This is a genomic window from Sulfitobacter sp. G21635-S1 (genome assembly GCF_027213915.1).
Lineage (GTDB): Bacteria > Pseudomonadota > Alphaproteobacteria > Rhodobacterales > Rhodobacteraceae > Sulfitobacter.
In genome coordinates this window covers 16248-39548 of sequence record NZ_JAPWGV010000034.1, presented here as the reverse complement: position 1 = coordinate 39548, position 23301 = coordinate 16248, and the positions used below count along the sequence as shown (strand labels likewise).

Annotated in this window: 24 protein-coding genes and 1 pseudogene; 13 read left to right on the top strand and 12 right to left on the bottom strand. The window is 59.3% G+C overall.

What is annotated here, in order from left to right; translation table 11 throughout:
* Position 1 precedes the first annotated feature (1 nt).
* From O4H53_RS24025 to O4H53_RS24010, 4 genes are all read right to left on the bottom strand, one after another.
* Positions 2–463, bottom strand: a complete 462-nt coding sequence (locus tag O4H53_RS24025) for a tripartite tricarboxylate transporter TctB family protein (protein ID WP_269367511.1) — start codon at positions 461–463, stop codon at positions 2–4.
* 62 nt (positions 464–525) lie between these two features.
* Positions 526–1479, bottom strand: coding sequence for a Bug family tripartite tricarboxylate transporter substrate binding protein (locus O4H53_RS24020; RefSeq protein ID WP_269367510.1), 954 nt, complete (start codon positions 1477–1479; stop codon positions 526–528).
* Positions 1480–1506: 27 nt separating this feature from the next.
* Entirely contained in the window at positions 1507–2187 is a 681-nt protein-coding gene (locus O4H53_RS24015; protein ID WP_269367509.1) for an RraA family protein, read from the bottom strand.
* The gene (locus O4H53_RS24010) at positions 2184–3200 is read right to left on the bottom strand and encodes a hydroxyacid dehydrogenase (protein ID WP_269367508.1); all 1017 of its coding nucleotides are present in this window, start codon (positions 3198–3200) and stop codon (positions 2184–2186) included. The genes O4H53_RS24015 and O4H53_RS24010 overlap by 4 nt, the downstream gene beginning before the upstream one ends.
* Before the next feature lie 186 nt (positions 3201–3386).
* Here O4H53_RS24010 and O4H53_RS24005 point away from each other — a divergent pair, with 186 nt between their 5' ends.
* Positions 3387–4283: a LysR family transcriptional regulator gene (locus O4H53_RS24005; protein WP_269367507.1), complete on the top strand. Its 897-nt coding sequence runs from the start codon at positions 3387–3389 to the stop codon at positions 4281–4283.
* Between the two features lie 86 nt (positions 4284–4369).
* On the opposite strand, the gene O4H53_RS24000 is transcribed toward O4H53_RS24005, so the two are convergent.
* From O4H53_RS24000 to O4H53_RS23990, 3 genes are all read right to left on the bottom strand, one after another.
* Positions 4370–4555 carry a hypothetical protein gene (locus tag O4H53_RS24000; RefSeq protein WP_269367506.1) on the bottom strand — a complete coding sequence of 62 codons (186 nt, stop codon included), beginning with the start codon at positions 4553–4555 and terminating at the stop codon, positions 4370–4372.
* Between the two features lie 64 nt (positions 4556–4619).
* Complete coding sequence (locus O4H53_RS23995) at positions 4620–4874, bottom strand: hypothetical protein (protein ID WP_443069634.1); 255 nt, start codon at positions 4872–4874, stop codon at positions 4620–4622.
* A gap of 1060 nt (positions 4875–5934) precedes the next feature.
* Positions 5935–6969, bottom strand: a complete 1035-nt coding sequence (locus O4H53_RS23990; protein WP_269367505.1) for a replication initiation protein — start codon at positions 6967–6969, stop codon at positions 5935–5937.
* Positions 6970–7557: 588 nt separating this feature from the next.
* Between O4H53_RS23990 and O4H53_RS23985 the strand changes: the two genes are divergently transcribed.
* The 3 genes and pseudogenes from O4H53_RS23985 to O4H53_RS23975 all read left to right on the top strand — a co-directional run.
* On the top strand, positions 7558–8784 hold the full coding sequence (locus tag O4H53_RS23985) for an AAA family ATPase (RefSeq protein WP_269367504.1): 1227 nt from the start codon (positions 7558–7560) through the stop codon (positions 8782–8784).
* The gene (locus O4H53_RS23980; RefSeq protein WP_269367503.1) at positions 8781–9752 is read left to right on the top strand and encodes a ParB/RepB/Spo0J family partition protein; all 972 of its coding nucleotides are present in this window, start codon (positions 8781–8783) and stop codon (positions 9750–9752) included. Before O4H53_RS23985 ends, O4H53_RS23980 begins: the two co-directional genes overlap by 4 nt.
* A gap of 391 nt (positions 9753–10143) precedes the next feature.
* Positions 10144–10281, top strand: a pseudogene (locus O4H53_RS23975) (IS5/IS1182 family transposase); the annotation flags it as partial.
* A 48-nt stretch (positions 10282–10329) separates the two neighbouring features.
* Here O4H53_RS23975 and O4H53_RS23970 read toward each other — a convergent pair.
* Positions 10330–10776 (bottom strand): SRPBCC domain-containing protein, encoded by a 447-nt coding sequence (locus O4H53_RS23970; protein ID WP_269367502.1) that lies wholly within the window; start codon positions 10774–10776, stop codon positions 10330–10332.
* Between the two features lie 54 nt (positions 10777–10830).
* Here O4H53_RS23970 and O4H53_RS23965 point away from each other — a divergent pair, with 54 nt between their 5' ends.
* Complete coding sequence (locus tag O4H53_RS23965; RefSeq protein WP_269367501.1) at positions 10831–11187, top strand: ArsR/SmtB family transcription factor; 357 nt, start codon at positions 10831–10833, stop codon at positions 11185–11187.
* Positions 11102–11530: an ArsR/SmtB family transcription factor gene (locus O4H53_RS23960; RefSeq protein WP_331284249.1), complete on the top strand. Its 429-nt coding sequence runs from the start codon at positions 11102–11104 to the stop codon at positions 11528–11530. The genes O4H53_RS23965 and O4H53_RS23960 overlap by 86 nt, the downstream gene beginning before the upstream one ends.
* 148 nt (positions 11531–11678) lie before the next feature.
* Here O4H53_RS23960 and O4H53_RS23955 read toward each other — a convergent pair whose 3' ends face one another.
* The 4 genes from O4H53_RS23955 to O4H53_RS23940 form a co-directional block, all read right to left on the bottom strand.
* Positions 11679–12308, bottom strand: a complete 630-nt coding sequence (locus O4H53_RS23955) for a sulfotransferase family 2 domain-containing protein (RefSeq protein WP_269367499.1) — start codon at positions 12306–12308, stop codon at positions 11679–11681.
* A 122-nt stretch (positions 12309–12430) separates the two neighbouring features.
* Positions 12431–13432 (bottom strand): hypothetical protein, encoded by a 1002-nt coding sequence (locus O4H53_RS23950; protein ID WP_269367498.1) that lies wholly within the window; start codon positions 13430–13432, stop codon positions 12431–12433.
* The gene (locus tag O4H53_RS23945) at positions 13433–14314 is read right to left on the bottom strand and encodes a hypothetical protein (protein ID WP_269367497.1); all 882 of its coding nucleotides are present in this window, start codon (positions 14312–14314) and stop codon (positions 13433–13435) included. It abuts the gene before it with no gap.
* Between the two features lie 413 nt (positions 14315–14727).
* On the bottom strand, positions 14728–15750 hold the full coding sequence (locus O4H53_RS23940) for a LacI family DNA-binding transcriptional regulator (RefSeq protein ID WP_114276639.1): 1023 nt from the start codon (positions 15748–15750) through the stop codon (positions 14728–14730).
* A 182-nt stretch (positions 15751–15932) separates the two neighbouring features.
* On the opposite strand from O4H53_RS23940, the gene O4H53_RS23935 reads away from it, so the two are divergent.
* From O4H53_RS23935 to O4H53_RS23905, 7 genes are all read left to right on the top strand, one after another.
* Positions 15933–17255, top strand: coding sequence for an ABC transporter substrate-binding protein (locus tag O4H53_RS23935; protein WP_269367496.1), 1323 nt, complete (start codon positions 15933–15935; stop codon positions 17253–17255).
* A 123-nt stretch (positions 17256–17378) separates the two neighbouring features.
* Complete coding sequence (locus O4H53_RS23930) at positions 17379–18326, top strand: carbohydrate ABC transporter permease (protein ID WP_269367495.1); 948 nt, start codon at positions 17379–17381, stop codon at positions 18324–18326.
* Entirely contained in the window at positions 18323–19261 is a 939-nt protein-coding gene (locus O4H53_RS23925; RefSeq protein ID WP_269367494.1) for a carbohydrate ABC transporter permease, read from the top strand. The genes O4H53_RS23930 and O4H53_RS23925 overlap by 4 nt, the downstream gene beginning before the upstream one ends.
* Positions 19258–19560: a hypothetical protein gene (locus O4H53_RS23920; protein ID WP_269367493.1), complete on the top strand. Its 303-nt coding sequence runs from the start codon at positions 19258–19260 to the stop codon at positions 19558–19560. Before O4H53_RS23925 ends, O4H53_RS23920 begins: the two co-directional genes overlap by 4 nt.
* 4 nt (positions 19561–19564) lie before the next feature.
* Complete coding sequence (locus O4H53_RS23915; protein ID WP_269367492.1) at positions 19565–20662, top strand: ABC transporter ATP-binding protein; 1098 nt, start codon at positions 19565–19567, stop codon at positions 20660–20662.
* Complete coding sequence (locus O4H53_RS23910; protein WP_269367491.1) at positions 20655–21650, top strand: ABC transporter ATP-binding protein; 996 nt, start codon at positions 20655–20657, stop codon at positions 21648–21650. Before O4H53_RS23915 ends, O4H53_RS23910 begins: the two co-directional genes overlap by 8 nt.
* Before the next feature lie 11 nt (positions 21651–21661).
* Complete coding sequence (locus tag O4H53_RS23905) at positions 21662–23284, top strand: dihydroxyacetone kinase subunit DhaK (RefSeq protein ID WP_269367490.1); 1623 nt, start codon at positions 21662–21664, stop codon at positions 23282–23284.
* Positions 23285–23301 lie beyond the last annotated feature (17 nt).

The following is a 23301-nucleotide window of genomic DNA, read 5'->3' as shown; positions in this document are numbered from 1 at the left end:
TTCAGCGCCCCCAAAAACGGCCGGTGGGGAAGTCCTGAGACATCCCGAAATCGAAGATTGCCCAGATCGTGCCAACAACGATCACTGTCGCGATCAGCAGGCCGACGGGGCTGCGGTAGCCGAAAACCCACGCAACCAGCGGGATGGTAACGGCGGTGCTGACGTAGAAACCGATGAAATCGCAGGCCAGCGCATAGGCGACGATCAGCAGGAAAGCCCCGATGACCCGTTTGGGCGATTTGGTCATTTGCTGAGCCTCGTCGCCCATACTGGCCTTGCGCTGGTCAGAAACCAGAAGGGCCACCGACAGGACGATCAGCCCCACCAGCATGGCGGCGGGCAGCAGCGCGGAAATGGCGCGCAGGTCATAGGTCGGAACGAGGAACCCGACGGCAACCACGATGATGCCAAGCGCGGTCAAGGTCTCGGGCCGGGTCAGGCGGGAATTGCGACTCTCGGGCATGGTTTTGCTCTCGATGTAAGGGATGATGGGCGTGAGGGGGGTGTCCCCTCACGCATGTGGCCTCAGTTCCAGGGGGTTGTTTCCCACACGCTGTTGGCGAGGTCGTAGAGGTCCGAGGTCAGCTGTTTGAAATCTTCGCCGGTCACGACTTCGACCGGGTTGGCGGTTGCGGCCATCGCGTCCATGAACTCCTGATCGCTGGACATCTGGGTAAAGGCATCAATCAGTTTGGCCTGCACATCCTCGGGCAGTCCTGCCGGCGCGATAAAGCCGCGCATGGCACCGTTTACCAGATCGAGGCCCTGTTCCTGGAAGGTTGGCAGATCCGGCGCAAAGGGCGAACGCTCCCTGGTCGCAACGCCCAGCACGTTCAGCTGGTCCTGGAATTCGGCCACTTCGGAAATGTTCAGGATGCCCATGGCCACATGCCCGCCCAGCAATGCTGTCCGTGCAGGGGCGGACCCCTTGAACGGCACGATCGTGAACTCGGTTTCCGTGGTATTTTGCAGCTTGATCAGCGCGAAATGGTCGTCACCGCCCAGGCTCGACATGCCGACCGTAATCGCGCCGGGATTGGCCCTGGCCTCTTCCAGCAGCTTGTCGAGCGTATCGAGGCCGCTGCCCTTTGACGTCACGATGACGTTGGGGTCGTTCACCACATTGGCGAGGTAGGTGAAGCTGTCGCGGTCGTACTCCGCCTCGCGGTCGATGGTGCGGGCCATCATGCCCGGCAGGTTGAAGGTGCCCAGCGTGTAGCCGTCAGGCGCGGCATGGGCCGCTTCGGTCACGCCGATCTGGCCCGAGGCGCCGGGCATGTTCTTGACCACGAGGCTCGCACCTTCGCCCAGATATTTTTCGATAAAGGGGGCCGCCGTGCGCGCCATGACGTCGGTGCCGCCGCCTGCGGAATAGCCCACGATCACCTCGATGGGCTTTTCCGGGTATTCGGCCAGTGCAGCGCCTGCCGCGAGGCACATCGCGCTCGCTATGGCGGTTTTCTTGAAGATGTCGAGCATGTTACTCCTCCGTTTCATGCATGTGTTTCAGTCTGTTGGCAGTGCGCAGCCGCGATCCTTCAGGGCGCGGTCGACCCAGCTGCGGTCATTCGTGCCGGCCTCGATTGCGGCCATCTGCTTGATTTCGGCGTCGGATTTCGCCTGTGTCGCCTTCAGGATCGTCTCGGCCTGGTCGATGGGTACGCAGAGCACACCGTCGCTGTCGCCGATGATGATGTCGCCGGGATGGATCACCATGCCGTCAATGGCGATGGGCACGTTCAACTCGCCGGGGCCGTCCTTGTAAGGGCCGCGATGGGTGACACCCGCCGCCCATGTGGGCAGATTGGTTTCGCGGAAGTTGTCCAGATCGCGGATTGCGCCGTCGATGACGAACCCGACGACCCCCTTCTTGATCGCATAGGCCAACATCAGCTCGCCCATCAACGCGTTGTCCAGCGCGCCGCCTGCGTCCACGACAATGACGTCGCCGGGTACGGCGCGGTCGATGGCCGCGTGCAGCATCAGGTTGTCACCTGGGCGGGCCTTTACCGTCAACGCCACGCCTGCCATGCCACCCGAGCTGTGCATCGGGCGCAACCGCGATCCGGCGGCGGTCATGCGTGACATGCTGTCGGACACATTGGCCACCGGCAGCTTGGCAAATTCGGCGACGAGGTCCGCCGGTGCGGTGCGGTCGCGATTGAGAATACGGAATCCCGTGGTCATTGCTGCTTCTCCATATTGGCCGGCTCGGCCTGCGTGGCGGCCAGCAATTTTCGGTTGATGATACGTTCTGGGGCGACGGGTTGGCCGTCGAGGACCTGGAAAATGCCGCGCACAGCATCGACGCCTACGCGCGCACCTGCTTCGCGGGTGACGCCGCCGATGTGCGGAGTCAGCACGATTTCGGGCAGTGCAAAGAAGGGATGGTCCGCCGCGGGTGGTTCGACCGCGAATGTATCAAGGCCGGCCCCGGCCAGATGTCCGGACCGGATCGCTGCCACCAGCGCGGCTTCGTCGATCAGCCCGCCGCGTGCCGTGTTGATGACGTAGCCGTTGGCGGGCATACGCGCGAACGCGTCAGAGTTCAGGATACCGCGTGTCTGGTCCGTCAGCGGGCAATGCAGGGAAAGGATATTGGTCTGTGCCAACATGTCCTCGAAGCTGGCATAGCGGGTCACGCCCAGTTCGTCGAAAATGCTGTCCGGTGCATAGGGGTCAAAACCCGCAAGCGTCAGCCCCAGCCCCTTGGCGATGCGGCCTGTCGCCTGTGCAATCGCTCCCATGCCCATCAGACCAAGTGTCGACCCTGCAATCTCGCGCCCCGAGAACCCCGGCTTTTCCCAACGACCGGCCCGCAGCCCCGCATCCAGAGGCAGGACCCGCTTGACCGTCGCCAGCAGCAAGGCAATGGCGTGCTCGGCCACCGAGACTGCGTTTGCACCGGTGGCGACCAGAACCGGGATGCCACGGTCGGCCGCAGCCTGGATGTCGATGTTGTCGACACCGACTCCATGTTTCGAGATCACCTTGATCTGTGGTGCCGCGTCCATCACGGCGGCGTCCAGGCGGCCCATGCGAGACACGATGCCCTCGGCGCCGGTCTGCTGTAGATATTTTGAAATCACCGCACTGTCGGCATAGGCCGGTGTGTGCACCGTCCTATACCCGCGATCGGTCACCAGTCTGGCAGCGGCCGGATCGAGTTCGGGCCCCGTTACGAGGATTGTTTTGCTCATCGCGCGCGTCTCCATTGCGCTCCGAAGCGTCGGAGCACGTCTTTTCGTCTCGTTTCTGTCGATTGGCCCACAGCGGTCTCCCAACCGGACGGGGGCATCCTCCTTGGGTGGTGACACTATTACGAAGAATGTCTTCACAAAAGCGCGTAATTCTGGTTATTAGATTTAGCAAAACTGGATTTGATTATGGACACCCGTCAGCTTAAGACCCTTTTGGCCATTCATTCGCATGGCACTTTTGCGCAGGCTGCGGACGTTGTCGGCCTGACGCCTTCGGCGGTCAGCCAACAGGTTCATGCCCTGGAGGATGAACTTCAGGTGACCATCTTTGACCGCAGCACCCGTCCGCCACGCATCACGCCCGAGGGTCTTCAGGTTGTTGAAATGGCAAGGGATATCTTGCGCCGTGAAGATGATACAAAGGCCAGCCTGCGCGGCGATCAGATCGCTGGAACGTTGATGCTGGGGTCAGTCCGGTCAAGTGCGCTGAACCTGCTTCCGCGGGCGCTGGTGCAAATGCGTCTGCGGTATCCGGATCTCAAACCGAACCTGCGGGTATCGCTCTCGTCCACACTAATTGCGGATGTGGCGGCGGGGAGGCTCGACGCGGCCATCGTCGCCGAACATGTCGGATTTCCGAACGCCCTGCGCTGGAGCCCCTTCCTGCGCGAACCGCTCTGGCTGATCGCACCTCCGGGGACGAAGTCCCACGATCCAATCCAGTTGCTGAACACCCGCCCCTATATCCGCTTTCGAAGCGCTGTGCCGCTGGCCAATCTGATCGACACTGAACTGTCCCGCCTGGGCGTCGTGACGCACGATGTCGCCGAGATCGACACTATTGGGTCCATCGTCACCGGGGTGCGGCAAGGTCTGGGAATCTCGGTGGTGCCGCATGTGGCGCTTCAGGAACCCGAGGATCTGGGCCTGACCCGCCTGCCCTTCGGCAACCCGCAGGTGGTCCGCCAGATCGGCATTGTCGAGCGCACCGCAACGCCGCGCGCAGAAATCATCGCGCTGCTGCATGCCGTCCTGGCGGACCTCTGCGGAGACTACGGTGTGGACCGTCGGCCCCGATCCTGACCGCGCAATATCCGCCTGATGCAACACTGGCCGGATGAGGCAGTAATCAAACACGGTTCGCATGGTCGATACGTGACAAGAATAAATCAAACGCCCAATAACTCCTCGATGAAATCCTCCTGCCGGTCGAGCGCAGCTACCCATTTCTTCGGCACGGCGGCTTCCCGTTCGAGCGTCTCCGGCTCTGGTTGCCCGTGCAGGGTGATATAGCGCTTGAGCCCTGCCCCGTTCTCTGCACTTTTGCGGCCCTCCGGTCCGTAAATTCCGATCAAGCGAAGCCAGCGACTGCGCGATCATCGCAACGCGGCCGCCATGCGTCGCCAGGCGAGGCAGATTTCACCGGGCGGTCCGGGTCAATGCCGGGCCGCAATAGATGCACCGCATCGCGCAACCCCGCTTCCCGCTCCGGCCTTCCGGTCCAGAGAACCCGACACGAGCCACCGCAGCGCGCCGCGCGCGCCTATTCCGCAACACGGCGTGGGGGAGGTCAACTCGGCTTAACACAAGATGCAAGTGGTTCAGCACCGCGCTCGACAAAAACACAACATCTTCAGGGGTTGCAGCACGCACGGAGGTGACCCGGGCTGGCATCCGAGGTAAAGTGTCGAGGTCGTTGGTGTGATCCGATCGGGTAGATGTCTCGCCTAACGCCACACTCACGCGGCGCTTTCTGCCAGACTACGGCCATATAACCGCCCTGCCCTGTTGTTCTGCGCTGAGTCCAATAAGTTTGCCTTAATGGTCTTTTATATCGGGTCTGTCGTAGAACTATTAAATCATGGAGGTCATCGCCAGATGTCGACAGATCCCAAGAAACCTGCGTCTTCCGATAGCGCCGCGACCCCCTCGCCTGAGAGAATCGGGAATGGACGCCGGTGTCGCTGTAGCTGATATCCATTACCTACATCGGCCCCGCCGGTGCCTAATGAAATTGGCCAGTAGCCGCTGTCACGCCAAGTGACAACACCAATCAAGACGACCTTCCTCAGGCCTTCAGCTGTTTGCCGAAGCCCGGACAAACGCGCGCCGGTCGTTATGGATGTTCGGCGAAATACCACAAAACGTTTCTCGGTGCAGCGATCGCTGCGCGGCCTGGTATCAGCTCGGACACAACGCGCATGGAAGGCAGGAAACCTCGTTTGGGGGACGGTCAACGTTGTTGCAATCTCGTCGGCAGACCACGACGGCGCGACCCGAGCCAGGCCGCCGGAACGCAAGTGGTCCCGAGAGTGGTTATTGCGACGGAGTGGCGATAGCGTTCGGCCCCTAGGCTCGCTTGATCAGCTTCTGTTTGGGCGGGTCGGGCCTACGACGGGCGGCTGCAAGATTGCCGAACAAAGGTGGCGTCAGAGCTGTGATAAACGGTCGCAAGTCGTCTGATATCAATTGCGCCAGCAAGGTTCTGGCAAGCGCGATCACACGGCGCTGTTGGTCGCCGGCGCGGGGGTAAAGCTAGATATGAACCTGCACAACGCACCCGAGGTGGCGCGCCCCTCCTTCGCTTCCGATCTCACAGTGGAACTTCTTCCTCGGGGCATCCGGGTCAACGTTGTGAGCCCCTGGCCTTTCGCAAAGCTACGACCGCACTGTCCCGCGAAATTGCCAATTGGCAATAATCCGTTTTCTTCAATAGATGCAGGTGGTTACCAATCTAGATCGGATTGGCTTCGGCAAACTTGCGAAAGAACGCCAGGAACGCTCTGTCGGGGTCCGCCGCCGGCTCCTTATCCTGCGCCCAGCTGCGCCACTCTCCTTCGACGTGATAGATGTCATAACCCGGATGCCGCAGCTTGGCGGTTTCATAGGTCTGCGTCTTGAGCGCTGCGCCCTGTCGGTCAAGCCATGCGGGCCGGGGTTTTGGCGCGGCGGCCGGGGCCGGTTCGACCTCTTCGGTCCGCCCCTCGGCACGGGCGCGGCGGCCCGGCGAGGCAAATTGCAACGCTCGCTCGACCTTGCCCGTGGCCTCGCCATCCTTGCGCCACCAGCGCAGCTCCACATGGGTGACACTGCGCCCCGTCTTGATCGGCGCAACCTCGACCATATAGTCGGACAGCGCCGATACCTCCTCCACCGCCGGATCAATCGCGCGCATCCGCAGGTTCGACCAGGAGGTCAACTTGCCCTTCGGCACCCCCAACACCCCGCGCAACGCGTCCAGGCTGAATTTCTCCGAGGAGCGCCAGCGCAGGTTCCCGCGTTTTTGCACCATTTCATAAAGCGTCAGCGCGTATTTGGAGCTGAGCGCAAACATGACCTCGCGCTGAAGCCGGGCAAAAATCGTCGAGTTAGAGATGATCTTGCGCAGGCGTGGCGGAATCTCATATTCCAGCAATCCGTCCGAGCGCGCCATCTCAAGGTTGCCGCCCAACAGCTGCACCCGCTCGATGGCGGGCTTGCCCTCCCAGACCGCCTCCACCTTCACGATGGCGGCCATCAGGCGTTCGATGCTTTCGCCGACCCGGTCGTTGGAATTATGCGACCCACGCAGCTCCGACTTTGCGATTACATGCAACACCGGCTTGTCGATCGCCTCCCAGGCGTTCTCAAGAAGCTGGTTATAGATGCGCCGATCCGTCAGGGTCAGCGGCGTCACCTCGATCAGGTCGACAAGCTCGCCTGGTTTGACCAGCGATTCCCGGCTTGGCCGGGCGTCGACGGTGCGGTAAGGTTTGGTTGGCTTGGCCATGCTGCGCGATTCCGTACCTCTTTTTCTTACATTTGTATCGGCAGGAATGTAATTTGACAAGAAGCGGGATCCAGGGACACCACCCGAAATGTAAGCCAATCGGCAGGTCGGCAAGACACAGCCGAATCACATGTGCCTGCAAATCAAGGGTTTTAGAGGCCCCCGATTCGCCGCCGAAGGCGACACCCGAAACGTAAGATTTAGCCCACCAATATGTAACGTGAACCCACCCGATCCGTAAGGCCAGCAATCCCGGAATGTAATCCAAACCATCCCGATATGTAGTCTGTTAAAGGGGAATCCGCATGATTTTCAGGGTGATCATGGCCCCGAACATAAGAATCCTAGAATCAAGAATAGGGTTGGTTTCTTCAATTTGGTGATTCTGGTTTGGCGCATTTGGCGGCGTCTACCTTCCAAATCTTACCTTTGGGGCGCGCTGAAGGGTTTCAGCGACCTGATCTCCGAACTTGCGGGTTTGCCTCATACACTTCCGGTGCTGGCGGCACATTAGGCCAAGGTTCGGTTTATTCGGCACAGAAGCGAAATATTCGCACTTGAGCAGAAGCGCCTGAAGGTGCATGTTCCTTGCAAAGAATAACAAAGAGCATCGCATATACCATGCAGGATTTTCCGGTCTCCCTCGAAGAAATAGACAACCTTGCCCGCCGCGCCGACACGGTGATCCGGCGCTTGCGTGAACGGGTCTTTGCCCCTGGCGCGCAAAAGGCCCTTTCGGTGCGGTTCAATGTCCGCACCGCGGCGGAGATGGCCGGGCGCACGGAAAAGGCGGTGCGTGACGCAGAAGGTGATGGCAGGCTGCCGACGCCGGAAAAAGACCCTAACACAGGCCGCAGAACCGGTTACAGCCTGGAGGAAGTGAACCGGATGCGGGAGGTGTTCGGCACCCTGCCCCGCCGCGCGGCGGAAGATCCGGCAACCGTCCTTGCCGTGCAGAACTTCAAGGGCGGCGTGGGCAAGTCAACCGTTGTGGTGCATCTGGCGCAATACCTCGCGCTGCGCGGTTACCGCGTCTGCGTGATTGATTGTGACAGTCAGGGGTCCACCACCTCGATCTTCGGGCTGAACCCGGATGTGGATGTGGATGAGGATGAAGACACGCTTTATCCCTTCTTCCGCCACGGCGGGCCAACCAGCCTGCATTACGCACTGCGTGCCACCTATTGGCCGGGCATCGCGATGATCCCCGCGAACCTTGGCCTTTATGATGCGGAATATGAATTTGCGGCCCGCATGGTGCGCGAGCAAAGCTTTGTCCTGGACCGGCTTCGCCACGGGATAGAGACGATTTCGGATCAGTTCGATGTGATCCTGCTGGACCCGCCGCCAGCGCTTGGGATGATCTCGCTTTCCGTGCTGCGGGCGGCCAATGCGCTGCTGATTCCGGCGCCACCCAACAACATTGATTTCGGCTCTACCGCGCATTTCCTCAAGATGATGGGCGCCACCCTGAATGAGCTGGCAGAACACGGCGGTGCGCGTGGCTATCATTTTGTTAAGATTCTTGCGACCAAGATGAACGATCAGAAAAGCGCACATCAGGCGATCAAGCGGGTGATGGAGGCGGTGTTCCCCCATGACCTGATGCAATCGGTGCTGAAAGACAGCGCCGAGATCGACAATGCCACCGCCAATCTGATGACCGTCTACGAGATGACCGGTGCTGCGACCCGGACAGACACGCACAAGCGGTGCAGGGTCTATCTGGACGCGGTGGGCCGGGAGGTTGAAACCCTGATCCGCAAGACATGGCCCAGCCATCACGCGGCATTGAGGAAGGAAGGCATATTGTGAGCAAGCGGCATGATGCAGTTTTTGACGACGTATTGAAGGACCTGGGCGATGACACGCCGGCCCGCGACCGATCCGGTGCGCGGTTTCTCAAACGGTCGAACACGATGGCAGAGCAGGCCGGCGGCCAGCGCCAGGAAAAGGTGCTGCGCCTGGTGGACCCGGCCAGATGCGTGATGTGGGAAGGTCATAACCGGGCCTATGACCTGCTGACCGAGGACAATTGCCGCGATCTGATCGACGGTATTCTCAGCCAGGGACAGCAGGAATTCCCGGCAATTGTGCGCCGCCGTGCGGAAGGGCAGGGGGCAGAATACGAAGTGATCTGCGGCGCGCGTCGGCACTTCGCGGTGTGCTGGCTGCGGGCCAACAATTATCCCAAGTTCGAGTATCTGATCGAGGAACGGGATCTGACGGATGAGGAGGCCTTTCGTCTTGCCGATATCGAGAACCGGGACCGGGAGGATATTTCGGATCTGGAGCGCGCGCGCGATTATGCAAAGGCGGTAGAGGCCTATTATGGCGGCCGGCAGAATGTGATGGCGGAACGGTTGCAGGTGTCTGCGGGCTGGTTGTCGCGTTACCTGCAACTGGCCAAGCTGGACGACCGGATTGTCAGGGCCTTCCCCAGCATCCGCGAGGTCAAGGAATTGCATGCCCGTCAGCTGAAACCGCTGATGGCCACGGCAGAGCAAAGCGACGCGGTGCTGAGGGAAGCCGATGCGATTGCGGCTGAAGAGGCCAATGTGCCAACAGCAAAGGTGATGGCGCGTTTGCGGGCAGCCGCGCTTCCCAGGAAGGAACGCCAGGCCGCCGACGAGATCTATCGGAAGCATCCGGAAGGGCAGGGGGTGCAGGTGCGCCGCAAGGGTCGGCGTATCCAGCTTGAGTTCGACAAGGATCTGAAGGGAGACAACCTGCGCGTGGCTTTGATGGCCTTCATGAAGGCGCATGAAGCCGGAAAATCCTGATTGCCAATTGGCAATATCCGCGTAAACGGTTTGTTTTCAGTAGCTTAATCTCACTCCAGCCCCTCAGCATGTCAGGCGGTTCGGGCAATTGCCGAAGACGATCCGGCAGCGGCTTATCGGACACAACTGGGGGCCGAAAGGTGGGGCGGTTGTGAGCCATATTTTGATGAAAAGCGCCGCCGTCAAATGGACTTGTCGCATGAAACGCCGACCCGCTGATTTGCGAGGCGACCTGGGTATTCTACCGCAACTGCCCGCCCGGGTCACTTGGGGCGGTTCGGAAAGCCCTGAAACTGTGGCGTATTTATCCGGGGCTGCGTTGGGCCATCTGGATATTGAGCCGTGAAGCGAGGAGACGCCCCATGGGGTTGTCGGGCGCGGGGCAAGGGGTGGCGTCTACGACACGCGTCGCTGCCACAGGGCCGTCATCGAGCGCGACGCGGGTCCAATCATCCCGATCCGCAAGAACGGGCGGCTATGGAAGGATGACTGCCCCGCGGCACGCGCCCGGAACGACACCTTGATGGCAATATTCTTTCCGGCTTCCATGTCATGGAACTCCTTCCTGATGTGCGGGCTACTTGTAAAATCCGTCCCGCAGCCTGATGCCATGCTCCAGCCAGGCTTTCATGGCGCAAAGCATCCCCGTCCATCCTTCGCAATTGCCGAAGCAGGAAGTCAGGCCGGCCTCGGTCTCGGGCCAGCCGAATTCGCTGATCCGCACCAGCGTGCGTCCATCTTCCAGCGGGCTGAACTCCATGGTGACCGTTGTCCAGGTGGCAGTTGCCTTGGCCGTCTCCCATTGCAGCACGATCTTTTTGTTGGTGACGACCTCCTGCACCAGGACGGGGAAGGCGCCGGGAAAATCGTGGAAGTCCCAGGTCACCTCGGCGCCGGTTTCCAACCGGCCCCGCGCCCCGCCCGTGGTGAAGTAATTCGACAGGCGCTCAGGGGCGACCACCGCCTCGAACACGTCCTCGACCGGTTTGGCGATGCGCCCGGCCACGGTGAACTTCAACTCCATGGTGCGAATCCTCTTTGCTTTCCGCCATTAATGTTATAAAAATATAACATGTCAATGGAAGATAAATTTGACGCCTTGTTCAAGGCGCTTGGCCATCGGGTGCGACGTCAGATACTCGACCTGATCAAGGATGGTCCGAAGACCACCGGTGCCCTTTGCGAGACGCTGACAGATATCGACCGCTGCACGGTGATGCAGCACCTCTCCGTGTTGGAGAAAGCCGGGCTGGTGGTTGTCGAACGGCGCGGCCGGGAACGCTGGAACCACCTCGACGCCCTTCCGATCCACGACGTTCAGAAACGCTGGATCGGCCCATACGCTGCGCATGCGGTCGGGATGCTTGAGGAGCTGGAGGCGCTGGCAAAAATCGACGCATCACCGCAGGAGACTGCCGAAAAGAGCAATGCCTGAAACAGGGTGGCAGCTCCGATCTGCCCCCCCCCTTGCATGCGCCATTCCTCGTCCTCGTTTTTCCAGGGCGCTTGCCGACCCGACCCGCCGGGCAATCATTGCGCGTCTGGCGAAAGGCGAGACTTCGGTCAGGGAAATTGCCCGGCCCTTTGCCATGAGCCAGCCGGCTGTTTCGCACCACCTTTGGGTTCTTGAAGAATCCGGCCTCATCACGCGGCGCATAGACGGCACCCGTCGCCCATGCCGCCTTGCAGATGGCGCTCTTGAAGAAATCGAGGGATGGCTGTCGATGCTGCGTCGCGGACCGGAAGCCAACTTTGACCGCCTGGATGCGGTGCCGTAAAGCCCTGTCCGCGGCTTTCTACTTTCAATCCAGAGCTGACCCACATTGGTTCTGGGGCGACATCACATATGAACTGAAAGCTGTTTGAGATCCGGTGTCCGTATTTCCACTGCCAAGATCGCCAATAACTTGACGATGCCATCATGTTTCACAGCAAACGTTCAACCAGGTCGAAATCAGCTGCGAAATGGTCTTTGATGATATCGACCGTCCTTTGGTCATCCAATGCCAATTTGCGCAACGCCGTGGAGGCGGGTGATTGGTTGAGTTTAGGCAAGTTCAACCCTTCGGGTTGGAAGTCGTATTCATCGCAAAGTGCTTTGAAGTCTTCATCAAGGTGCGTGAAGCGGATGACGTGATCGGGCATCTGAACCTTGCCATCAACTGAAATGTAGTCAGTCAGCGTAAAGCACTTTCTCATGAACGCCTCGAACTCGCCAATGTCCCATCGCGGAGGTGTTTTTTCCCAAATGCCGTCTTTTTCCACCATCCAGCGACGGGGAGAAAAGTAAAGTGAAATTGCTCTCTCTATCGGGTCGCGTACTGGCACAGCGACTTTGTAGTCATTGAATGTGGAGCCAAGCGCAGTCTTGTAGTCAGACAAAAGTGCATGCTTACGCTTTGTAAATTCACCTGAAAGGCCAAACCTGTGGACAGAATCCTGGTACTTGTGCGCCGTCATCCGGTCGTCAGAGAAAGGCAGCAACGCAGTGGTCACGGAATTTCCGCCGGTCTTCTGGACATGGATGTAGATCAGTTTCCTAGAGACAAATATCAATGCAAAACTCCTTTGAGTGTTCGTCGGGCCTGGGATCAGCGCCTGGTGGGGTCGCCTACAATTGCCTGATGTCCCGAACCTTTCGCGCCGCTGCCATTATTGTTTGTTTCTAGGCCCAAGCGTTATTTCCCCGTAGCTTCCAGCGATAGTTCGCAGTCCGTTTTATATGCTTCATATTTTTCTGACTGCCAAACCTGCGCCAAGGTCATGCCTGGGCTTAAGGTTGTTGGAATGTCGAGCAGAGGGTCATCCGTTTGGCGCGCCAACGCTGCCAATAACTTTTCGTTGGATGGTTGATAGTCACTCTTGGTTTTCGCCAGCTGCACGTCTGAAAGAAGCCGAAGCTTAACTGCCTCTTCTGGCGGCGTATTGCGTGCGATGATCCTGCGGGCGTGGTAGGCGTCCCCGGAATAACGCCTCCCCGCTTCAAGAATATAAGCGATCTGATGCCCGCTCAGCCTGACTTGTTGGGGGTCAATCTGGGGCAAGTCGGGCAAATCGGGCAGCTGTGCCGCGGTCAGGAAGCTGCCTAGCAAGTCGTCACGCGCTTCATCGAAAAAAACGATCTGGCAGGACCCGAAATGTTGCATCCAGACTTCATAGTCCCTGAACCAGTCTGGCGCGCGGTATCGGAGCGTCGTCGGGTCTTCTAACGTAGCCAGAAAGTCGGACATGCTGCCGCAAAAACTTCCGGTTTTGATCCATTGGCTATAAAGTGAAGTAATCCAGTGATCTTGCCTTCGAATGAACAAGACGACGGTCACTTCAACGTCTTGAGGCAGCATTTCCTTTAGGGTTTTCGCGTGAAAATGGCGAAAGTCTTCGGCGGATAGCACGACCGTTTCATTGTCGGGCTGCCAATTCGCCAACAACCGGTCCACTAGATTTTGCGGGTCAAGAACTGTCGGGTCAATCCTTGGAAAAGCACGTTTGAAATCATAGGTCCGTTCCTTGGACAGGCAGGCCGCAAGCAATTTGGCATTCCCCGCAATGCGTTTCACTTCGTCCAGAACAGGCACAAATATGCCTCGTGACCGGACGTAGTCTGCATCAAGTCGCAGGCGTTTTTGGATATATGTGGAACCTGTTTTGGCCGATCCAATATGAAGGACAATGCGCTTCATTCAGCCGTCAACTTTTTTGCCTACGGCATTGCGTACAAATTGCATTTTGTGCAGGTCCTCTTGAGCCATCGTCAGGTCCGCCATGGTGGGAAACGACACCCCGACCAAAATAGAATTGATCGAGGCAACTTTGTCAATCAACGCCCTGATCGCTGCAAGGTCATTAAGGTTTTGCATCACGGGGCGGATCGAAACGCCTGCGTGGGTGTGCACAACAAAGCAGGCTCCACTGAGGTAACCGCCAAAACACAGACGAAAATTGTAGTTGTTGGGGAGCGTAAAAATATCTGGCTGATGCTTCATCAACGCTTGCTGGAACGAAGGCTGATCCATCACTTTTCCGGGGTGGTCAGCGGATGTTAGGCGGTCTTTGTAGTCGGCAAGCCAACTGTCCATGACATCGCGCTGGCTGCCGTTCAGGAACACCACACCAGAATTGAGTTTCCAGCGCCTGCTCCATTCTTCCTTGACCGCGGCGTCCATACTGCAAACGCTCTGGCGGTACGGCGGCTGGCACGCGGCTATGTCAAAGGGCCCAAAATCAAATACTCTTGCCAGATCACCCAAGATAAAAGTGTCTGTGTCCAGAAACACTGTCTTCTCAAAAGGTGACGCTGCGATGGCCTCCAACTTTTGAAGTTTGGGATGGTCGCGCGGCACATCGGTCACAATCACTTCAGAGAATGGTGACCAGGAAGGCTCCGCCAATCTGTCCGCCAACACGCGTGAATTCGAGTGTAAGACAATTGGTTCTTTGCTGTGTTGCCTCAAACTGAATGCGGATATCATCGCCTCAGCGTGGTACAGTGGTGTCTCTATGTCTTCATCAAATGCACTGTAAATAAACACTCTTTTGCCTTGCTGACCGATATGATTTTGCACATGCTATGTTATAAGACCATGCGGGAAAGGACCACCAGAATCGGCACCTGAGCATTCACCATGAAGTGCCCAAATTTCCTGGACGGCATCGTCAAGTTGCAACGCATCTCACCTGGCGGTAGGTGTCCTTGTAACCAAGTCCAAGCAATCTGGCGCTGTTCAGGCGGGCCGAGCGTCACCTTATCCGCGCCGAGAGAGACCATGCCACTTTGAAAAGGCTGCACGGCTATCGGCAAGGCCTCTGATCCCTGCGATCTGCAAATGCGACATTACAAAGGTTGGAGGTGATCAGCACAATCAACCAGGTGTCCTGGGTGAGATCGCCTTTGTTCACGGTTTTACCCGGCTGGCTGCGTGATATTATGGACGCATTGCGATGCCTGTGGCCCACATGGGCTAATGAACTTTCCCAATCACAGGTTTTCGAGAATGAGCACTTCGATACGTATGCGTTCCTGCGACGCGAGGGTGGCGCGGTTTTCGCATTTTGCCCGCAGGATCCTGATTGCGCTGCGCACCAGATGTCCGGGGTCCTGATGGATCACGGCGTCCAGTTCGCCATTTTTCAGGGCCAGCTCCGTTGAGGGTGTGCGTTCGTGGGCTATCGTCACACGATCCCGGATGACACCGGCGCGGCGCCCTTTTTCCAGCGGGATGCGGGCCTCCACTCCCATGAAGTAGATGCCCAGGATGTCGCTGTGGGTTCGGATTGCGTTGTGCAGGATGTTTTCCGTCCGGTCCGGATCCCCGTAGGTTTCAAGGGTCGGAAGCACCTTCAGGTTCGGATATTCCGCATTGATGATCCCATCGAAGCCAAGCCTGCGTTCGAGGCTGTCGCGCGCCTGGGTGGTTTCGGTCAGGACAAGAACGGACCCTTCCTTGTTCCCGATGAAACGGGCCATCAAGCGGCCTGCGGTCGCCCCTGCTGCCCTGTTGTCAATGCCGACAAAGCCATGTTCCCCATCGTCCTGCTGGTCGGCGACGAGCGGTATCGTCTGGATGCCACGTTCTCTCATCCTCAGCAGGGCGTCGCGGATCTGCGGGGTTTCGGGTGCCATGATGGCGACGCCGTCGACATCCTCTGCGGACAGGTTCGAGAGGTTGCGCGCAGCCTCATGCGGATCCTGATCGTCAATTCGAATGACATCCGCCTCGATCATCTCAGCACGGCTGGCGCTGTCGAATTCCGCTATTCGGTCTATGATCTCCATCAGGAATTCATCGCCTGATCGGGGCAGGGCGAATACGAACCTGTATCCTCTCTGCCGCGCCAGGGTCGCGGCGACCTGGTTGCGTTGAAACCCGATTCTTTCAATGGCGTCATTGACAGTTTTGACCGTCTTTTCCCGTACGCCGGACCGGCCATTGAGCACCCTGTCCACGGTCGCCAGACTCACGCCTGCAGCGTTGGCCAGGTCCTTTATCGTTGGTCTCATTCTGTCAAAGCTCTGATTTCATAGGATAACCACCCCATCTTTGACAATTTTGGAGGAAATCACAAGCTAAATGAGGTGCGCACCTCAAATAGTTCTTGCCTTGAGGTGCGCACCTCATTTACGCTCGGGCGAGTTAAGTCGCGGCAGGAGGGCCGTGGCGATGAAACTGGGAGGATTTCGACATGAAGACGAAACACCTGACGACAGCTGTCCTGTCGTCACTTATCGCAAGCTCTGCCGCGACTTCGGCCCTGGCCGAGGATCTGACGCTGTGTTGGGCTGCCTGGGACCCGGCCAATGCCCTGGTCGAGTTGTCCAAGAATTTCGAGGCGGAATCAGGTCACACCATGAATTTTGAATTCGTGCCCTGGACCTCATTTGCGGACCGGATGCTCAACGAGCTGAATTCAGGGGGGCAATTGTGCGACCTGATGATCGGCGACAGCCAGTGGATCGGCGGCGGTGCCGAGAACGGTCATTACGTTAAGTTGAATGATTTCTTCGAGGCCAATGGCATCGACATGGCCGATTTCATTCCGGCAACTGTCACCGGCTATGCGGAATGGCCCAAGAACACGCCGAATTATTATGCCTTGCCGGCCTTTGGGGACGTCGTCGGCTGGACCTATCGCAAGGATTGGTTCGAACGCCCGGAACTGCAGGAGGCGTTCAAGGCCAAATATGGCCGCGCGCTTGGCGTGCCGACGTCACTGGAAGAGCTGAAGGAGATTGCGCAGTTCTTTCAGGGCCGGGACATTGACGGCACCACGGTTTACGGTGCCGCGATCTATACCGAGCGTGGCTCGGAAGGGATCACCATGGGGGTGACCAACGCGCTTTATAACTACGGGTTCATGTACGAGAATCCGGACAAGCCCTATGACCTGGAGGGCTATGTGAATTCCGATGGCGCTGTTGCAGCGCTGGAATTCTACAAGGATCTTTATGACACCGCGACGCCGCCGGGCTCGTCCAACTGGTACATGGGCGAGAATATCGATGCCTATAAATCAGGCCAGGTGGCGCTTCAGATGAATTTTGCCTTCATCTGGCCAGGTGTTGAAGCCGATCCGAACGTGGGCGGCGGAAAGTCGGGCTATTTCCCCAATCCGGCAGGGCCTGCGGGCCAGTTTGCGCAACTGGGCGGGCAGGGTATTTCTGTCGTGGCCTATTCGGACAAACAGGATGCGGCGCTGGAATATATCCAGTGGTTCGCGCAGCCTGAAATCCAGGCAAAGTGGTGGGAACTGGGCGGTTACTCGGCGCTGCGCGCTGTGGTCGAAGATCCGGGGTTCGCCGAAAGCCAGCCCTACGCGCAGACCTTTCTCGACAGCATGGCAATCGTGAAAGATTTCTGGGCGGAACCGGCCTATGCGGATCTGCTGCTGGCGATGCAGGAACGTGTCCACAATTACGTGGTGGCTGGTGACGGCACTGCGAAGGAAGCGCTTGACGGTCTGGTGCGTGACTGGACCGAAGTGTTCGAGGACGAAGGCAAAATATAGGGCTCCTCCCCGTCGGTTCCCTTTGGGGGGCTGACCGCACCTGGCGGCCCGGCGGGCCGTCAGGATGCCTATGCCGAGGATATCTGGACGCCCGACTTATCCGCGCGTCAAAGGACAGGATCAATGACAGACACTTCCATCGACAAGCTCGCCCGAGCCACGCCCAAGACCGTGGCCCGCCGCATAAAGGGTCTGTCCGATCGCAGCATCGCATGGCTTTTCGTGGCTCCGACGATCTTTCTGCTGCTGGCCGTAAATATCTTTCCGTTGATCTGGACGATCAGGCTCAGCTTTACCGATTTCCGCGTGAACCGCCCGAACCGCGATGTCGAATGGGTCGGTCTGCGCAATTATGAACGGATCCTGACCGATCCGGACATCTGGGCCACGATGCAGGCAACGGCGCATTTTCTGTTCTGGACCATCGTGTTCCAGGTTCTGATCGGCTTTTTCCTGGCATTCCTGATCAACAAGAAATTCAAGGGCAACGACCTCTGGACCACGATCATCGTCTTTCCGATGATGCTGTCGCCCGCGGTGGTCGGCAACTTCTGGACCTTCCTTTACCAACCGCAAATCGGATTGTTCAACTACGTGGTCGCGTTCTTCACCGGAGTCGACCCGGCGAGCTTTTCGATGATCGGCAGCGTGAATCTTGCGCCCTGGGCCATCGTTATCGCGGATACCTGGATGTGGTCCCCCTTTGTGATGCTGATCTGTCTGGCCGGACTGCGGTCCATTCCTGACAGCATTTATGAGGCAGCGGAATGCGACCGGGCCAGCAAGTGGCGGCAGTTCTGGACAATCACGGTGCCGATGGTGCTGCCCTTCCTGATGCTGGCCGTGCTGTTCCGCGGGATCGAGAATTTCAAGATGTTCGACCTGGTGGTGCAGCTGACCGGAGGCGGCCCGGGGAATACCACGACGCTCACGTCGATCGACCTGAAGCGGGAAGCCTTCGAAAGATGGCGCACGGGCTATTCCTCGGCCTATGCGGTGATCCTGTTCGTCACCGTCTTCGGCCTCGCCTCCATCTACGTCAAGGCATTGAACAAGGTGAAAGAACGATGAGCTATTCGATCACGGAACCTGGCAAGGGCATCAAGTGGATCGCCGGTGTATTGGTCGTCTGCTATGCGCTGATTACCATCGCGCCGCTGCTGTGGATCATCGCGACGGGTTTCAAATCGGGGCCGGATTCCATCGCATATCCGCCCAAGGTGGTATTCGAGCCGACGCTCGAAGGCTATGTGAACCTGTTCACGGACCGCACCCGCGCGACCAGCGACATGCTGGAAGCCGCAGGCCCGCCCGAAACCTGGTACGAGCAGATCGCGCGGGATCAGGGCACGGTCATCACCGGTGCGTCGCGCTACGGCGAGCGGTTCCTGAACTCCATCATCATCGGTTTCGGGTCGACGGCGCTTTGCATGATCCTTGGCACAGCCGCCGCCTATGCGTTCAGCCGCTTCCGGGTGCCGCTCAAGGATGACCTTCTGTTCTTCATCTTGTCCACGCGGATGATGCCGCCAATTGCCGTGGCGATCCCGATCTTTCTGATGTTTCGGAACCTCGGCCTGAACGATACGCACCTCGGAATGATCCTGCTCTATACAGCCGTGAACCTGTCTCTGTCGGTCTGGCTTCTCAAGGGTTTCATCGACGAGATCCCCGTGGAATACGAGGAAGCGGCGCTGATCGACGGCTACACGCGGTTCCAGGCATTCTACAAGGTGGTGCTGCCGCAGGCGGCAACGGGCATCGCATCGACCGCGATATTCTGCCTGATCTTTGCGTGGAATGAATATGCCTTTGCGGTGCTGCTGACATCGGGCACGGCGCAGACGGCACCACCGTTCATCCCGACCATCATCGGCACCTCCGGCAAGGACTGGCCCGCTGTTGCAGCGGGGGCGACGATATTCCTCGTCCCGGTCATGATTTTCACGATCCTGCTGCGCAAGCACCTGCTGCGCGGGATCACATTCGGAGCCGTTCGCAAATGAGCAATTCACCTTTCGACCCCGACGAGAGCCTGACCGAAGCCCAGATGGAGCGTGAGCGCAAAGGCACCCCGAAGCCGGAAGTGACCGATACGCGCGGGCAACCGGACGAAGGGTATCGCGCGCATCCCGCCGCGCGGATATTCCTCCGCGGCCCCTGGGAAATGCTGGCGACGATCCTGATCGCGGCAGGGGTGGTGATGCTGATGCAGCCATTCTTCCTGGGGCTCTACACCTATTCGTTCATCGTCACGCTGACAGGCACGGTGATGTTCATCATCGTCAGCCATTTTCCGGAGTAGTCGCATGGCACAGATACGGATTGAGAACCTGCGCAAGGATTTCGGCAGCTTCAATGCGGTGAAGTCCTCGACCTTCACGATCGAGGACGGCGAGTTCTTCATGCTTCTCGGGCCTTCGGGTTGCGGCAAGACCACGACCCTTCGCATGATGGCAGGGTTGGAATTGCCCACTTCGGGGCGCATTTTCATCGACGGCGAAGAGGTTGGCCAGAAACCGGCGAGCCAGCGGGACATTGCCTTTGTTTTCCAGATGTTCGCGCTCTACCCGCATATGAACGTGCGGGGCAACATCAGCTATCCGCTGAAAAGCCAGGGGATGCCGAGAGCAAGGATCAAGGCCAAGGTCGAGGAGGTTGCCGAAATCCTTGGCGTTACCGATATTCTGGACCGGCCCGTGGGCGGCCTGTCGGGCGGGGACCGTCAGCGGGTGGCCCTGGGGCGGGCCATCGTGCGCGACCCCAAGGCGTTTCTCATGGATGAGCCGCTTGGCGCACTGGATGCCGAATTTCGCGAACGCATGTCGGAGGAATTGCGCGCCTTGCACGACAGGATGAAGGCGACAACTGTCTATGTGACCCATGATCAGCTTGAGGCGATGCAAATGGGCGACAAGATCGTGGTCATGAACCATGGGGTGGTTGAGCAGTTCGGGGTGCCGCAGGACATCTACGACTGGCCCGCGACCAGGTTCGTGGCACAGTTCATCGGTTCGCCGCCGATGAATTTTCTCGATTTCGAAGGCGTGATCGGTGCCGGTGGCGATGAGGTCCGATTGAACGATGTCGAGGTGAAGGTTCCCCCGAGCATTGAGGGGGCCAAGGGGAAACTGACGCTGGGCGTTCGGCCCGAACATGTGACCCTGGATGATGACGCGCCGTACCGGGGACGGGTGATGGCGACGGAATATCTCGGGACCACCCAGATCGTGACGCTGGACACGGCCAACGGGCCCCTCAAGGCCCGCGTCGCCAGCGCGGCGCGGGTGGACGTGGGGACGACGACAGGCCTGCGGTTCGACGCGCGGACCATCACGCTGTTCGACCAGCAGGAAGGTCGCGCGCTGCGGTCGCAAGCCAATGCAGGAGTGCTGGACCATGGCTGAGGTCACCTTGACGGGAATTACCAAACGATATGGGAATGATGTCGCGCTGAGTGATGTCACGATGACGGTGCCCGATGGCTCATTCGTGGTGCTGCTTGGTCCCACGGGCGCGGGAAAGACGACGACACTGCGGATGGTTTCCGGGCTTGATACGCCTGATCTCGGGACGGTCATGATCGGCGGGCGCGACATGGCCGGGCTGATGCCGGCCCAGCGTGACGTGGCGATGGTGTTTCAGCAATACTCGCTCTACCCGCATCTGACGGTCCGGCAGAATCTGGAATTCCCCCTGAAATCCCCGATCTTGAAGACATCGCAGAAAGAGATCGACCGCAAGGTCGGTGAGGTGGGCGAGATGCTGCAAATCTCCCACAAGCTGGACAACAAGGCGACCGCGCTTTCGGGCGGGGAAATGCAGCGGGTTTCCATCGGGCGTGCATTGGTGCGCGATCCTGCGGTGTTCCTCATGGATGAACCGCTCAGCTCGCTGGATGCCAAGCTGCGCGCCGATCTGAGGGTCGAATTGAAGTCCATTCAGGCCGATTCCGGCGCCACGCTGCTTTATGTGACCCATGACCAGATCGAGGCGATGACGATGGCCACACATGTGGGTGTGCTGGACAAGGGGCGCCTGGTGCAGTTCGGCCCGCCGCGCGAAATCTACGAACAGCCGGTCAGCATCTACGCGGCAAGCAGGCTGGGCCAGCCGCGGATCAACGTGCTGCCCGCAGAGGTATTCGGCGGGGCGCCGGAAGGGGCAAAGACGATCGGGCTGAGACCGGAACAGATCCGCCAGGGCGATGGCGAGGAAAGCCGCGTCGAGCGGGTCGAGCGACTGGGCGACCAGACACGACTGCACCTGCGTTTCAAATCGCACGATATCGTCACCGTGACCGATGCGCACACAGAGCTGAAACCGGGAGATCGGGTCAAGATTCGGCCCGAGAAACCTTTTTACTTTGACGCGTCCGGCGCTCGTCTGGCCTGAGGGAGGATACCATGGCTCAATTCATCAACGAAAAGGAAGCAACCGTCACCGAGGCGATCGACGGGCTTCTGCAGGCTTCTGGTGGCGAACTGGCCCGTCTCGACGGTTATCCGCACATCCGCGTGGTGGTGCGGGCGGATTGGGACAAATCAAAAGTGGCGCTGGTGTCCGGGGGCGGGTCGGGCCATGAGCCTGCCCATGCCGGGTTCGTTGGCAAGGGGATGCTGACGGCTGCGGTATGCGGGGATGTTTTTGCATCCCCCTCCGTGGATGCCGTGCTGGCGGGCATACTGGCGGTGACCGGCCCGGCCGGATGCCTGCTGATCGTCAAGAACTACACCGGCGACCGGCTGAACTTTGGCCTCGCGGCGGAACGGGCGCGGGCTTTCGGGCTCAAGGTCAACATGGTGATCGTCGATGACGACATTGCGCTGCCCGATCTTCCGCAGCCGCGGGGCGTCGCCGGCACGCTTTTCGTGCACAAGATTGCGGGCGCCCTGGCCGAAAGCGGTGAACCGCTGGACAAGATCACCTCGGCAGCCGAGCGGGTCATTGCCGGAACCAGCACCATCGGCATGTCCCTGGACACATGTACCGTGCCGGGTTCACCCAAGGAAAACCGCATCGGCGCGGGAAAGGCAGAGTTGGGACTGGGAATTCACGGGGAGGCCGGGGTTCAGCAGATCGCGTATCAGAACGCGCGGCAGGCGGTTGCTGCCGTCACCGAAAAGCTGGCAAAGGTCATGAAATCCAAGCCCCATGTCGTCTTGTTGAACAACCTTGGCGGTGCCTCGGTGCTTGAAATGTCGATCCTGGCCAATGACCTGACGCAATCGGATATTGGCAAGAACCTCAAGCTGATCGTGGGGCCTGCATCGCTGATGACCTCGCTCGACATGCGGGGCTTTTCAGTCTCTGTTTATGCATATTCGGCAGAAGACCAGGCATTGCTTGCCGCGCCTTGCAGCCCGTCGGCGTGGCCCGGCTGCAAGGCGATCAAACCCGTTTCCGTGGTGGAATTGCCCGACGGTCTGCGCCCGATCCAGCCGATCCCGTCACAGCACAAGGACACGGCCGCCTTCCTGACCAAATGCTGTAAGGTTCTGATCTCGGCGGAGGCAGACCTGAACGCGCTCGACGCGAAATCCGGGGACGGCGATACCGGTTCGACACTGGCAGGCGCGGCGCGGGCACTGATCGACGCGCTGGACCGGATGCCGTTGGCGGACCATACGCAGCTTTTCCGGGCCATCGGTCAGGAACTGAGCCAGACGATGGGCGGGTCCTCCGGCGTATTGCTGGCAATCTTCTTTACCGCTGCGGGGGACGCAGCTTCGAGCGGGCTTGGCATGATCGCGTCACTCAAGGAGGGTCTGGCCCGCATGCAGAAGATCGGGGGCGCACAGATCGGCGACCGCACCATGGTCGATGCGCTGAAGCCCGCGCTGGACGAGTTGGAAGCCAAGGGCCTTGCCGATGCGGCCCTCGCCGCGCGGAGCGGTGCGGCTCATACCGCGACAATCACGAAGGCAAAGGCGGGGCGGGCCTCCTATATCAGTGCCGAACAATTGGACGGTCACGTGGATCCGGGGGCAGAGGCGGTTGCGCGGCTTTTTGAACAGCTCGCGACCTGACATCGTGCTTTCCTTGC